Source organism: Pseudomonas sp. GM18, from assembly GCF_000282195.1.
Taxonomy (GTDB): Bacteria; Pseudomonadota; Gammaproteobacteria; order Pseudomonadales; family Pseudomonadaceae; genus Aquipseudomonas.
Genome location: NZ_AKJT01000137.1, coordinates 1 through 13493 on the forward strand (window position 1 = coordinate 1; position 13493 = coordinate 13493).

The 13493-nt window shown below is 59.9% G+C and carries 12 protein-coding genes; 2 read left to right on the plus strand and 10 right to left on the minus strand.

Going from position 1 to position 13493, the window contains the following annotated elements:
- The 6 genes from PMI21_RS00105 to ccoN (PMI21_RS00080) form a co-directional block, all read right to left on the minus strand.
- On the minus strand, positions 1-203 hold a 203-nt coding region (locus PMI21_RS00105), incomplete at its 3' end, for a cbb3-type cytochrome c oxidase subunit II (RefSeq protein WP_007942207.1).
- Positions 203-1645, minus strand: a complete 1443-nt coding sequence (gene ccoN, locus PMI21_RS00100) for a cytochrome-c oxidase, cbb3-type subunit I (protein ID WP_007942208.1) — start codon at positions 1643-1645, stop codon at positions 203-205. The genes ccoN (PMI21_RS00100) and PMI21_RS00105, both read right to left, overlap by 1 nt.
- A 483-nt stretch (positions 1646-2128) precedes the next feature.
- The gene (gene ccoP / locus PMI21_RS00095) at positions 2129-3082 is read right to left on the minus strand and encodes a cytochrome-c oxidase, cbb3-type subunit III (RefSeq protein WP_007942209.1); all 954 of its coding nucleotides are present in this window, start codon (positions 3080-3082) and stop codon (positions 2129-2131) included.
- Positions 3079-3297 carry a cbb3-type cytochrome oxidase subunit 3 gene (locus PMI21_RS00090; protein WP_007942210.1) on the minus strand — a complete coding sequence of 73 codons (219 nt, stop codon included), beginning with the start codon at positions 3295-3297 and terminating at the stop codon, positions 3079-3081. Before PMI21_RS00090 ends, ccoP begins: the two co-directional genes overlap by 4 nt.
- Positions 3298-3300: 3 nt before the next feature.
- Positions 3301-3909: a cytochrome-c oxidase, cbb3-type subunit II gene (gene ccoO, locus PMI21_RS00085; protein WP_007942211.1), complete on the minus strand. Its 609-nt coding sequence runs from the start codon at positions 3907-3909 to the stop codon at positions 3301-3303.
- Between the two features lie 10 nt (positions 3910-3919).
- Positions 3920-5344 carry a cytochrome-c oxidase, cbb3-type subunit I gene (gene ccoN, locus PMI21_RS00080; RefSeq protein WP_007942213.1) on the minus strand — a complete coding sequence of 475 codons (1425 nt, stop codon included), beginning with the start codon at positions 5342-5344 and terminating at the stop codon, positions 3920-3922.
- A gap of 109 nt (positions 5345-5453) precedes the next feature.
- Here ccoN (PMI21_RS00080) and PMI21_RS00075 point away from each other — a divergent pair, with 109 nt between their 5' ends.
- Positions 5454-6128 (plus strand): alpha/beta family hydrolase, encoded by a 675-nt coding sequence (locus tag PMI21_RS00075; RefSeq protein ID WP_007942215.1) that lies wholly within the window; start codon positions 5454-5456, stop codon positions 6126-6128.
- Between the two features lie 265 nt (positions 6129-6393).
- Here PMI21_RS00075 and PMI21_RS29780 read toward each other — a convergent pair whose 3' ends face one another.
- The 4 genes from PMI21_RS29780 to acnA form a co-directional block, all read right to left on the minus strand.
- Positions 6394-6540 (minus strand): hypothetical protein, encoded by a 147-nt coding sequence (locus tag PMI21_RS29780; protein ID WP_007942217.1) that lies wholly within the window; start codon positions 6538-6540, stop codon positions 6394-6396.
- A 235-nt stretch (positions 6541-6775) separates the two neighbouring features.
- Positions 6776-8341 (minus strand): methyl-accepting chemotaxis protein, encoded by a 1566-nt coding sequence (locus PMI21_RS00070; RefSeq protein WP_007942218.1) that lies wholly within the window; start codon positions 8339-8341, stop codon positions 6776-6778.
- 103 nt (positions 8342-8444) lie between these two features.
- On the minus strand, positions 8445-9236 hold the full coding sequence (locus PMI21_RS00065) for a CPBP family intramembrane glutamic endopeptidase (RefSeq protein WP_007942219.1): 792 nt from the start codon (positions 9234-9236) through the stop codon (positions 8445-8447).
- 107 nt (positions 9237-9343) lie between these two features.
- Complete coding sequence (acnA, locus tag PMI21_RS00060) at positions 9344-12085, minus strand: aconitate hydratase AcnA (RefSeq protein WP_007942221.1); 2742 nt, start codon at positions 12083-12085, stop codon at positions 9344-9346.
- Positions 12086-12307: 222 nt separating this feature from the next.
- On the opposite strand from acnA, the gene rlmM reads away from it, so the two are divergent.
- Positions 12308-13381, plus strand: a complete 1074-nt coding sequence (gene rlmM / locus PMI21_RS00055; RefSeq protein ID WP_007942222.1) for a 23S rRNA (cytidine(2498)-2'-O)-methyltransferase RlmM — start codon at positions 12308-12310, stop codon at positions 13379-13381.
- Positions 13382-13493 lie beyond the last annotated feature (112 nt).

Sequence of the window (13493 nt, forward strand, 5' to 3'; positions counted from 1 at the left end):
TGGCAGCCGACACAACCGTTGGCGATGTAAATGTCGCGGCCTTCCAGTTCAAGGGCGGTACGAGGCTTCATGCCCTCGACCGGCTTGTTGGTAACGTCCTGGAAAAACAGCGGAACGATCTGGGTCAGGCCGCCGATGCTGACGGCGATAACCATGAAGAAGGCCAGCAGGCCAATATTCTTCTCGACTGCTTCATGCTTCATCAGTGAGCTCCAACTACAGCAATCTTGGCGGCGGCTTCAGCTTCAGCCGGGTCCGAGGCGCGAACGGTACGGAACACGTTGTAGGCCATCAACAGCATGCCGCTGGCAAAGAACGCGCCGCCCAGGGCACGAACGATGAAACCAGGGTGGCTGGCTTGCAGCGCTTCCACGAACGAGTAGGTGAGGGTGCCGTCATCGTTGATTGCACGCCACATCAGGCCCTGGGTGATGCCGTTGACCCACATCGACGCGATGTACAGCACGGTACCGATGGTCGCGAGCCAGAAGTGGGCGTTGATCAGGCCGGTGCTGTGCATCTGCGCACGGCCGAACAGTTTCGGAATCATGTGGTAGATCGCGCCGATCGAGATCATCGCTACCCAGCCCAACGCGCCAGCGTGTACGTGGCCGATGGTCCAGTCGGTGTAGTGCGAGAGCGAGTTGACGGTCTTGATGGCCATCATCGGGCCTTCGAAGGTCGACATGCCGTAGAACGCCAGCGACACGACCAGGAAGCGCAGGATCGGGTCGGTGCGCAGCTTATGCCATGCGCCCGACAGGGTCATCATGCCGTTGATCATGCCGCCCCAGCTCGGAGCCAGCAGGATGATCGACATCGCCATGCCCAGGGACTGAGCCCAGTCTGGCAGTGCGGTGTAGTGCAGGTGGTGCGGGCCGGCCCAGATGTACAGGGTGATCAGCGCCCAGAAGTGCACGATCGACAAACGATAGGAGTAGATCGGACGCTCGGCCTGCTTCGGCACGAAGTAATACATCATCCCCAGGAAGCCGGTGGTCAGGAAGAAGCCCACGGCGTTGTGGCCATACCACCACTGGATCATCGCGTCGGTCGCACCCGCGTAGGCCGAGTAGGACTTGAACAGGCTGACCGGCAGCGACATGTGGTTGACGATGTGCAGCATCGCGGTCACGACGATGAAGGCACCGTAGAACCAGTTACCGACATAGATGTGCTTGGTCTTGCGCTTGACGATGGTGCCGAAGAACACCAGACCGTAGGTGACCCAGACGATGGCCAGCAGAATAGCCAGGGGCCATTCCAGTTCCGCGTATTCCTTGGTGGTGGTGAAACCCATCGGCAAGGTCACGATCGCGCCGACGATCACCGCTTGCCAACCCCAGAAGGTGAAGGCCGCGAGGCTGTCGGAAATCAGTCGCGTTTGGCAGGTTCGCTGCACGACGTAATAGGAAGTGGCAAACAGAGCACAACCACCGAAGGCGAAAATCACCAGGTTGGTGTGCAACGGGCGTAAGCGTCCAAAAGTCGTCCACGGCAGACCGAAATTCAATTCCGGCCATACGAGCTGTGAGGCGATGAAGACACCAAGCCCCATGCCAAGGATCCCCCAGACCACCGTCATGATGGCGAACTGGCGGACTACCTTATAGTTATAAGCAGTCGGACTGATTGCTGTGCTCATTCTAAGGTTCCACGGTTTGGGTGTTTTATTAGGATTAAAAATCGGCCGCAAGTATGGAGAAAGCAGGGGGTCATTGCAACGCGCCATGACCTGGGTCAATGCTTTCAAAAGCTGATTCTGCGGCCTTTCCATGCGCCGTGTAAGGACAAAATTGCCCTCTGACAAAATGTCGCAGCGGATGAAAAAGGCGAGGGGCTCAGGTCAGTTGTAACTGCGTGTGTTCAAACGCAATGATCGAGGGACAGACGGCAATTTGCGCGACAGCCGGTATCTACCAGCCTTTGCGGCCTGTCATCGAGCAGAATCGTCGAACACATCGGGTAAAAATCGACCTGGAACCGACTCATGCCAGTCCGCACCGAGGAAGCTTAGACCCGAATCTGGTGAACCGAAAGGAAGGGGAATCAGAGGGTGCGACAATGGGTCGCAAAGAGACAGGGAACTGCCGCATTGCGCAGAATGCGGCAGCAGAGCGGTCAAAAATTATTCGCTTTTGCCTTGTGCCTGCAAACGCTCGGTGCTGACTCCGTGGGACAAGCTGTACACATAAGCGGCTAGCAATTGCACCTTGTCGTTGCCCAGCAGTTCGTTTTGCGCCGGCATATGGCCCTGGCGGCCATGGCGAATAGTCTGTTGCAATTGCGCCAGGCTAGTACCGTAGATAAAACCGGCCGGGTGCGTCAGATTCGGCGCACCCATGGCTTCAGTGCCCTGGCCGTTTGCCCCATGACAGGCTACGCAGGTGGTGCTGAACAATTGCTGTCCGGCTTGCACGTCGGCACCACTGTCGGCCGGCAGCGGCAGGCCGGCCAATTCGTGACGCACGTACGCGGCGACGTTTTTCACGCCCGCGTCCCCGAGGATTTCACCCCACGCCGGCATCGCGGCCATGCGACCGCCCATGATCGTGGTTTTGATCGTCTCGGCGCTCCCGCCCCAGCGCCAATCGCTGTCGGCCAGGTTGGGGAAGCCGAACGCGCCCTTGGCATCCGAACCGTGGCACACCGAGCAGTTGGAGGCGAACAGGCGGCCGCCCATTTTCAGCGCTTGCGGGTCTTTCGCCACTTCTTCGACCGGCATTGCCGCAAATTTGGCGAAGATCGGCCCGAATTTGGCGTCCGCCTTGTTCATCTCCTTTTCCCATTCATGGACACCAGTCCAGCCGTTTTCATAACCGGGCAGGATGCCTTTCCAGTTGCCCAGGCCCGGATAAAGAATCAGGTAGCCGACCGAGAACACCAGGGTGCCGGCGAACAGCATGAACCACCACTGCGGCAGCGGGTTGTCGTACTCCTCGATGCCGTCGAAGCTGTGGCCCATGGTCTGGTCGACGCTGCCCTTGGTTTCGCCCCGGCGGGTGCCGATCAGCAGCCAGGTCAGGCCGATCAGGCTGCCGATGGTCAGTACGCAGATCCACGTACTCCAGAAGGTGGTCATGGCCGGGTACTCCTTGTTGTTGCAGATTCTTGGGTAGTGTCTTGTTGCGGCTCGTCGGCAAACGGCAGCAGGCGCGCTTCGGCGAATTGCGAGTTGCGCTTGCTGTTGAACACCCACAGCGTCAGGCCGACGAAGGCCACGAACACCACGACCGTGCCCAGGCCGCGGATCATTCCGCTGCTCATTTCGCTACTTATTCCAAAGAACATGGCCATGACTCACCTCTTGCTCTTGATGGCAGTGCCGAGCACTTGCAGGTAGGCGACCAGCGCGTCCATTTCGGTCTTGCCCTTGAGCGAAGCGACTGAGCCTGCAATGTCTTCGTCGGTGTACGGAACGCCGAGGGTGCGCATGGCGCGGATCTTGGTTTCGGTGTGGCTGCTGTCGAGCGGGTTGGCCACCAGCCATGGATACGCCGGCATCTTCGATTCCGGCACCACGTTGCGCGGGTTGTACAAGTGCGCGCGGTGCCAGTCTTCGGAGTAGCGCCCGCCGACTCGCGCCAGGTCCGGCCCGGTGCGCTTGGAGCCCCAGAGGAACGGGTGATCCCAGACACTTTCCCCGGCCACCGAGTAATGGCCGTAGCGTTCGGTCTCGGCGCGGAACGGGCGGATCATCTGCGAGTGGCAACCGACGCAGCCTTCGCGGATGTAAATGTCACGACCTTCCAGTTGCAATGCGGTGTAGGGCTTCATGCCTTCCACCGGTTTGTTGGTCACGTCCTGGAAGAACAGCGGGACGATCTGGGTCAGGCCGCCGATGCTCACGGCGAACACCATCAGCAACATCAGCAGGCCGACGTTTTTCTCGATTGTTTCGTGTTTCATGGCGGACTCCTCAGGCGATCTGCGCGGCAGCGACGGCTTCGGCAGGCTGCGAGGCCCGCACGGTGCGCCAGGTGTTGTAAGCCATCAGCAACATGCCGCTGAGGAAGATCGCGCCGCCCACCAGTCGCACGATGAAGCCAGGGTGGCTTGCCACCAGGGTTTCGACGAAGGAGTAGGTCAGCGTGCCGTCTTCGTTGACTGCGCGCCACATCAGGCCCTGGGCGATGCCGTTGACCCACATCGAGGCGATGTACAGCACGGTGCCGATGGTGGCGAGCCAGAAGTGCGCGTTGATCAGGCCGATGCTGTGCATCTGCTCACGGCCGAAGACTTTCGGGATCATGTGATACAGCGCGCCGATGGAAATCATCGCCACCCAGCCGAGCGCGCCGGCGTGAACGTGGCCGATGGTCCAGTCGGTGTAGTGGGAAAGGGCATTGACCGTTTTGATCGCCATCATCGGCCCTTCGAAGGTCGACATGCCGTAGAACGCCAGGGACACCACGAGGAAACGCAGGATCGGGTCGCTGCGCAACTTATGCCAGGCGCCCGACAGGGTCATCATGCCGTTGATCATCCCGCCCCAGCTCGGCGCCAGCAGGATCAGCGACATCACCATGCCCAGCGACTGTGCCCAGTCCGGCAGCGCGGTGTAGTGCAAGTGGTGGGGACCGGCCCAGATGTACAGGGTGATCAGCGCCCAGAAGTGCACGATCGACAAGCGATAGGAATACACCGGGCGCTCGGCCTGTTTCGGCACGAAGTAGTACATCATCCCGAGGAAACCGGCGGTGAGGAAAAAGCCCACGGCGTTGTGGCCGTACCACCACTGCACCATGGCATCGGTCGCACCGGAGTACAGCGAGTAGGACTTGGTCAGGCTCACCGGCAATTCCAGGTTGTTGACGATGTGCAGGATCGCCACGGTGATGATGAATCCACCGAAGAACCAGTTGCCGACATAGATGTGTTTGGTCTTGCGCTGCATGATCGTGCCGAAGAACACGATGGCGTAGGCCACCCAGACGATGGTGATCAGGATGTCGATCGGCCATTCCAGTTCGGCGTATTCCTTGGAACTGGTGTACCCCAGCGGCAGGCTGATGGCCGCCAACAGGATCACCAGTTGCCAGCCCCAGAAGCAGAACGCGGCGATTTTCGGCGCAAACAGCCGAGTCTGGCAGGTGCGCTGTACCGAGTAGAACGAACTGGCGAACAGGGCGCAGCCGCCGAAGGCGAAGATCACCGCGTTGGTGTGCAACGGGCGCAACCGGCCGAAACTGGTCCATGGCAGATTGAAGTTGAGTTCGGGCCAAACCAACTGGGCGGCGAGAAAAACCCCGAGCCCCATGCCGACGATGCCCCACACCACCGTCATAATGGCGAATTGGCGGACCACCTTGTAGTTGTAGGCGGTACTGATAGAAGTGTTCATGGTTCCCCATCCACGGTTCAGCCGAAGTGAGGGCCTGTCTTTGCGAGTAAGCCGCAAGGCAGACGCTCCCTTCGCCTGGAGTTATAGGCAGACTAAAAGCGAGGCAAGCATGGACAAACAGCACAAGGCCAGTATTGACGGGGATCAATGGGCGCAGTGCATGCGGGATCACGGATGGCTGTGGAATGCCGCCTCGGTGCCGGCCTCGGCGACGCTGATCCTCGCCCATGGCGCGGGTGCGCCGATGGACAGCGGCTGGATGAACGACATGGCTGCGCGCCTTGCCGCGCAAGGCGTCAACGTGTTGCGCTTCGAGTTTCCCTACATGGCGCAACGGCGAGTGGACGGCGGCAAGCGCCCACCGAATCCAGCACCGAAGTTGCTGGAATGCTGGCGCGAGGTGTACGCCGTGGTGCGACGCCATGTCACTGGGCGTCTGGCCATTGGCGGCAAGTCCATGGGGGGGCGGATGGCCAGTCTGCTCGCCGATGAGCTCGGCGCCGATGCGTTGGTATGCCTGGGTTATCCGTTTTATGCGGTTGGGAAGCCAGAGAAGCCTCGGGTTGAGCATTTGGCTTCTTTGCAGACTCGGACGTTGATTGTTCAAGGGGAGCGGGATGCGCTGGGGAATCGCGAGGCGGTCGAAGGGTATTCGTTATCGCCGGGGATTGAGGTGTTTTGGTTGGGGGCGGGGGATCATGATTTGAAGCCGTTGAAGGCTTCGGGGTTTACCCATGAGCAGCATTTGGACGCGACAGCGAAGAAGGTCGCCGGATTTCTGTGAGAAGCAAGATCAAAAGATCGTCCGAACGCGGCCCGAGCCTTCGACAGCTCCTACAGGGTGTACGCCGTTCGAATGTAGGAGCTGGCGCAGCCTGCGATCTTTTGACTTTGATGTCCGCGCAAGCAAGATCAAAAGATCGTCCGAACGCGGCCCGAGCCTTCGGCAGCTCCTACAGGGTGTACGCCGTTCAAATGTAGGAGCTGGCGCAGCCTGCGATCTTTTGACTTTAAGGTTATCGATTAAACCGCTCCACTGGCATCCATGGCTACTTTCTAATAGGTAGCTTGCCAGTGATCACAAATTTATCGAACGCTTTTTGCCCATCACGCGCGGCTTGCTGAACATCAAGGAACGTCAGTTCATCGCGAACGACCTTTTTGTCGGGCTTGCCGATCTTTCTAGTGGTGGCCATCGGAGCCTCCGAAGGAGATGTATTCATGCTGACCAGCTTAAGTGATTGAGTTTTTACCGGCAAACAATAGAGTCGGACTCTGAGGTGGACAAGTCGGGGGATTCTGGGCCGGTTGTAGGCAGGGGCGCATAGATGTGTAATCTGAGGCGGCGGTCTCGCGGCACCAGACCTTTCAGAATGACAATAAAAAACCCGGAAGCTTTCGCTGTCCGGGTTTTTTGTTTTTCGACCACGATCAGCGGTTAAACCGCTCCACCAACGAATACTGTGTATTCGCGGTCTTGGTCAGTTCTTCACTCAGCAGCGCCGAGTTCTGTGCCTGTTCCGAGGTCTGGTCTGCCAGTTGTGAGATGTTGCTGATGTTGCGGCTGATTTCTTCGGCCACCGAACTTTGCTCTTCGGTCGCGGCAGCGATTTGGGTGGTCATGTCAGTGATGTGGGCCACCGCTTCGCTAATTCCCACCAGTGCCTGATCCGCCTCCAGCACCCGCGCCACGCCTTCTTCGGCCTGGCGATGCCCGGCTTCCATGGTTTGCACCGCGGTGCTGGCGGTTTGTTGCAGCTTGGCGATCAGGGCATGGATCTGTCCGGTGGATTCGCTGGTACGTTGCGCCAATTGGCGCACTTCATCGGCCACCACCGCAAAACCACGGCCCATCTCACCGGCACGCGCGGCCTCAATGGCGGCGTTCAAGGCCAGCAGGTTGGTCTGGTCGGCGATGCCTTTGATCACGTCGACCACGCCGCCGATTTCGTCGCTGTCCTTGGCCAGTTGCGTAACGGTCAGGCCGGTTTCACCCACCACCACCGACAGGCGCTGAATGGCTTCGCGGGTTTCGCCTGCGATGTCGCGACCGCGACCGGTCAGGCGATTGGCTTCCTGAGTGGCGTCGGCGGTGCGCTGCACGTGACTGGCGACTTCCTGAGTGGTGGCGGCCATCTGATTAACGGCGGTCGCCACTTGCTCGGTTTCGACGCGCTGACGTTCCAGGCCGGTGGAGCTGTTGTGGGCCAGGGTGTCGGACTGTTTCGCTTGCTCGGTCAGGTGCTCGGCGGTGTCCTGCAGACGGGTCAGGCAGGTTTTCAGGCGTGCTTCCTGGCTGAGGATCGACATCTCCAGGCGCGCCTGGGCGCCACGGCTGTCGGTGTACATCTGCGCGATCAACGGGTCGGACGTGGTCTGTTCGGCCAGGCGCAGCAAACGCTTGATGCCGCGCTGTTGCCAGCCCAAGCCCATCAAGCCCAACGGCACCGAAAGACCGGCGGCCAGGGCGAAGCCCCATTGCGACGTCAGGGTGGCGCCTATCATGAAGCTCAGCTGGCTGACCAGAATGAACGGCAGCCAGTCCTGAAGCACCGGCAACCACTTATCTGTTTGAGGAACGGCTGACTTGCCCTGGTTGATGCGTTGGTAGAGCGCTTCGGCACGGCGGATCTGCTCGGCGGTGGGTTTGACCCGCACCGACTCGTAACCGATCACCTGATTGCCGTCGAACACCGGTGTGACATAGGCGTTAACCCAATAGTGGTCACCGGTCTTGCAGCGATTCTTGACAATGCCCATCCATGGCAAGCCTTGTTTCAGTGTGTCCCACATGTGCGCAAACACCGCAGCCGGGACGTCGGGGTGACGAACCAGATTATGCGGCGCACGGATCAGTTCCTCACGAGAAAACCCGCTGATTTCGATGAAAGCATCGTTGCAGTAGGTGATCACGCCCTTGGCATCGGTGGTGGAAATCAACCGTTGCTGAGCCGGGAAGGTCCGTTCGCGTTGTGTAATGGGCTGGTTGTTACGCATGGCTTTTTCAATCCGCAAGGCTTTGAAGGGATATCGGCATCCTCAGGAATTTATTGAGGTTTTTTTTCAATAATCAGTGGCGCGTCGTAAAACGACCGGTGCGTCATCCCGCGAGCATCGGATACGTGAACAAGCCGAAATGCAGCAGATTCAAACCAAAATGGGTGGCGATGGCCGCAGCTAACCCGCCGAATCGGTAGGCCAGGCCGTAGCCGATCCCCGCCAGGCTCGCCAGTAACACCCATTGCCAGCCAGCGCCGAGATGAACGAGGCCAAACAGCATTGATGCGAGCAGCAAGGCAAGATTTTCGCCATAAGGCAGGTGTTTGAACTGCCGGCTCAGACCGCCCTGGATGTAGCCGCGAAACAGCGCTTCTTCCACCAGCGTCACCAGCAACAGATTGTTCAGCATCCACAGCCAGACCTGATCCGGCCATTTCGGTGCCCAACTGATCACCCCCAGCAACAGCGCACCACCCAGAGCCAGTACGGCACTCACGGTCAGGGCGAGGGCGGTGGCATACACGGACAGGCGCAGGGAGCGCCGACCGATGATCCACGGACAAACCAGCAACAGCCAGAAGCCGATCAGGGGTTTGTCCAGATTCAGGTACATGGCGAACCGCACGGCATCGTCGGTGAAACGCTGGGGATCGATGGCTCGACCGTTGTAGAAACCGGGAAGCCAGTGTGTCGCCAGCGCCACCGCCAGGACGATGAACAAGCCGTGGCCGAGGTAGCGGCCGAGGGGAATCTGTTGTTGGCGAACGGCGAAACCGGCGATCAGCAGTAACCCGAAAGAAATGGCAGCCAGCCAGCCGAGATGGCCGTAGATCAATGCCAGGCAGTAGCCAAGGGAGAGAAGTGCCAGATGGATCCATGGCAGAGCGATCATTTGAAGTCCTTGAGAGCGGAGGTGCCTGTTTGGCGCACGCGATTATAGAGGCGTACGCCGCCCAAACAAAAACACCGCCCGAAGGCGGTGTCGTTGTCGGCTGGCTGTTACGAGGCAATCAACTGCCGCAACACGTAATGCAAGATCCCTCCGGCCTTGAAGTACTCCACTTCGTTCAGGGTATCGATCCGGCACAACACTTCGACCTTTTCCTGGCTGCCGCCTTCACGGGTGATGACCAGTGTCAGGTTCATCCGCGGAGTCAGCTCGACGCCCGTCAGTCCAAGGATGTCCAGGGTTTCCTTGCCGGTGAGGTTCAGGCTCTTGCGGTTCTGATCCAGCTTGAACTGCAATGGCAACACACCCATGCCCACCAGATTTGAACGGTGAATCCGCTCGAAGCTTTCAGCAATGACGGCTTTGACCCCCAACAGGTTGGTGCCCTTGGCTGCCCAGTCGCGGCTCGATCCGGTGCCGTATTCTTGCCCGGCGATCACCACCAGCGGCGTGCCCGATGCCTGGTAACGCATGGCCGCGTCGTAGATCGGCAGCTTTTCCCCGGTCGGAATGTAAATCGTGTTGCCGCCTTCTTCACCGCCGAGCATTTCGTTGCGAATGCGGATGTTGGCGAAGGTGCCGCGCATCATCACTTCGTGGTTACCGCGACGTGAGCCGTAGGAGTTGAAGTCCCGCGGTTCCACCCCTTGCTCGCGCAGGTAGCGACCGGCAGGGCTGTCGGTCTTGATGTTGCCGGCCGGGGAGATGTGGTCGGTGGTCACCGAATCGCCGAGCAGCGCGAGGACTTTCGCCCCTTCGACATCCTTGACCACCGGCGCAGGGCCGCCAATGTCATCGAAGAAGGGCGGATGCTGGATATAGGTCGAGTCGTTGTTCCAGACATAAGTCGCCGCTTGTGGCACTTCGATCGCCTGCCACTGCTCGTCACCGGCGAACACTTCGGCGTACTCCTTGTGGAACATCGCGGTGTTCACTTGCGTCACCGCGTCGGCGATTTCCTTGGTGCTCGGCCAAATGTCTCGCAGATAAACCGGGTGGCCGTCCTTGTCGTGACCCAAGGGCTCGCTGCTGATGTCGATGCGCACCGTGCCGGCCAATGCATAGGCGACGACCAGGGGCGGGGAGGCCAGCCAGTTGGTTTTCACCAGCGGATGCACACGACCTTCAAAGTTGCGGTTGCCCGAGAGCACGGAGGCGACGGTCAGGTCGGCTTTCTGGATGGCTTTTTCAATCGGCTCCGGCAACGGTCCGGAGTTACCGATGCAGGTGGTGCAGCCATAACCCACCAAGGCAAAACCGAGTTGATCGAGGTAGTGGGTCAGGCCGGCTGCCTTGTAGTAGTCGGTGACCACTTTCGAGCCGGGGGCCAGCGAACTCTTGACCCACGGTTTGCGCTTGAGGCCTTTCTCTATGGCTTTCTTCGCCAACAGACCCGCAGCCATCATCACGCTGGGGTTGGAGGTGTTGGTGCAGGAGGTGATCGCGGCAATCACCACCGCACCGTTTTTCAGCCGATGAGTGCGACCTTCGTGGTCATAGTCCATCTCACCGATCAGATCGGCGTTGCCTACAGCGACGCCACCGCCGCCCTCGCTTTCGAGGCGACCTTCTTCCTTGCTGGTGGGTTTGATTTGCAGGCCGAGAAAGTCAGTGAACGCTTGCGCGACATTCGGCAACGAGACGCGGTCTTGTGGGCGCTTCGGCCCGGCGAGACTGGCTTCGACGCTGCCCATGTCCAGGGCCAGGCTGTCGGTGAACACCGGCTCCTTGCCGGGCAGGCGCCACAGGCCTTGAGTCTTGCTGTAGGCCTCCACCAGTTTCACGGTTTGTGCGGTGCGACCGGACAGGCGCAAGTATTCCAGGGTCACCTCGTCCACCGGGAAGAAACCGCAGGTGGCGCCGTATTCCGGAGCCATGTTGGCAATGGTTGCGCGGTCGGCCAGCGGCAGATCGGCGAGGCCGTCGCCGTAGAACTCGACGAATTTGCCGACCACGCCTTTCTTGCGCAGCATCTGGGTGACGGTCAGCACCAGATCGGTGGCGGTGATGCCTTCCTTGAGCTTGCCGTTGAGTTTGAAGCCGATCACTTCCGGAATCAGCATCGACACCGGTTGGCCCAGCATCGCCGCTTCCGCTTCGATCCCGCCGACGCCCCAGCCGAGTACGCCGAGGCCGTTGATCATGGTGGTGTGGGAATCAGTGCCGACCAGGGTATCGGGGAAGGCATAGGTGCGGCCGTCCTCATCCTTGGTCCAGACGGTGCGACCCAGGTATTCAAGGTTGACCTGGTGACAGATGCCGGTGCCGGGCGGCACCACGCTGAAGTTGTCGAAGGCGCTCTGGCCCCAGCGCAAGAAGGCGTAACGCTCATGGTTGCGCTGCATTTCGATGTCGACGTTCTGTTCGAAGGCACTTGAGCTGGCGAACTTGTCGACCATCACCGAGTGGTCGATCACCAGGTCCACCGGCGACAGCGGATTGATTCGCTGCGGGTCACCACCGGCCTTGGCCATGGCGGCGCGCATGGCGGCCAGGTCGACCACGGCGGGGACGCCGGTAAAGTCCTGCATCAATACCCGCGCGGGGCGGTACTGGATTTCGCGATCGGAGCGACGCTCCTTGAGCCAGGCGGCAATCGCCTTGAGGTCGGCACCGGTGACGGTTTTCTCGTCCTCCCAGCGCAGCAGGTTTTCCAGCAGCACTTTCAACGACATGGGCAGCTTGTCCAGATCACCCAAGCTCTTGGCGGCTTCGGGCAGGCTGAAATAGTGATAGGTCTTGTCGTCGACTTGTAAGGTTTTAAGGGTTTTCAGGCTATCGAGGGACGGCATTGAAATGACTCCTTTAAGTCCACACGGCTACGGACGGAGGGAAGGGCAGAGGTTTAAACCTAGTCCTGTTTGGTGCTTAAGGCTAATAACTGGACGCTATGGACAAGTCCAAGGCCCCGATCTCGGCTATCATGCGCCGGTTTTCGTGACAGGCTTTGCTTCAACGCAAGTCTGGGCATCGCGCAGTGGCGCAATTTTTCCGCCAACTGCCCAGGAGTAAGAATGAACACCCTCTTTATGCATTGCCGGCCGGGCTTCGAAGGCGAAGTCTGTTCCGAGATTTCCGAACATGCCGCGCGGCTGAACGTGGCCGGTTATGCCAAGGCCAAGACCGCCAGCGCCTATGCCGAATTTATCTGCACCGAAGAAGACGGCGCCGAGCGCCTGATGCATGGCCAGCGTTTCGCCGACCTGATCTTCCCGCGTCAGTGGGCTCGTGGGATCTTTATTGATCTGCCGGAAACCGACCGCATCAGCGTGATCCTCGCGCACATGGCGGATTTCCCGCTGTGCGGCAGCCTGTGGCTGGAAATGGTCGACACCAACGATGGCAAAGAGCTGTCGAACTTCTGCAAGAAATTCGAAGTGCACCTGCGCAAGGCGCTGATGGCCGCCGGCAAACTGGTGGAAGACCCCAACAAACCGCGGCTGCTGCTGACCTTCAAGAGCGGCCGCGAAGTGTTCATGGGGCTGGCGGAGTCGAACAACTCGGCAATGTGGCCAATGGGCATTCCACGCCTGAAGTTTCCCCGTGAAGCGCCGAGCCGTTCGACATTGAAGCTGGAAGAGGCCTGGCACCATTTCATCCCCCGCGACCAATGGGACGAGCGCCTGCACAGCGACATGACCGGTGTCGACCTCGGCGCCGCCCCTGGCGGCTGGACCTGGCAACTGGTCAACCGCGGCATGTTGGTGACTGCCATCGACAACGGCCCGATGGCTGAAAGCCTGATGGACACCGGTCTGGTGCAGCACTTGATGGCCGACGGTTTCACCTTCAAGCCCAAGCAGCCGGTGGACTGGATGGTCTGCGACATCGTCGAGAAGCCGGCGCGCAACGCGGCGATGCTGGAAGAATGGATTGGCGAGGGGCATTGCCGGGAAGCGGTGGTCAACCTCAAGCTGCCGATGAAACAGCGTTATGCCGAAGTGAAGCGTTTGCTGGAGCGTATTGCCGAGGGGTTCAAGGCGCGGGGCATTCGGGTTGAAATCGGCTGCAAGCAGCTGTATCACGACCGTGAAGAAGTGACCTGCCATTTGCGCCGGCTTGACGTAAAGAAACCCAAGTCCCGCTGACTAATGGCATGTACGTGGGCCGATCGTTCCCACGCTCTGCGTGGGAACGCCGCCGGGGACGCTCCGCGTTCCGCCTTTGGATGTGACGCAGAGCGTCACGGGATGCATTCCC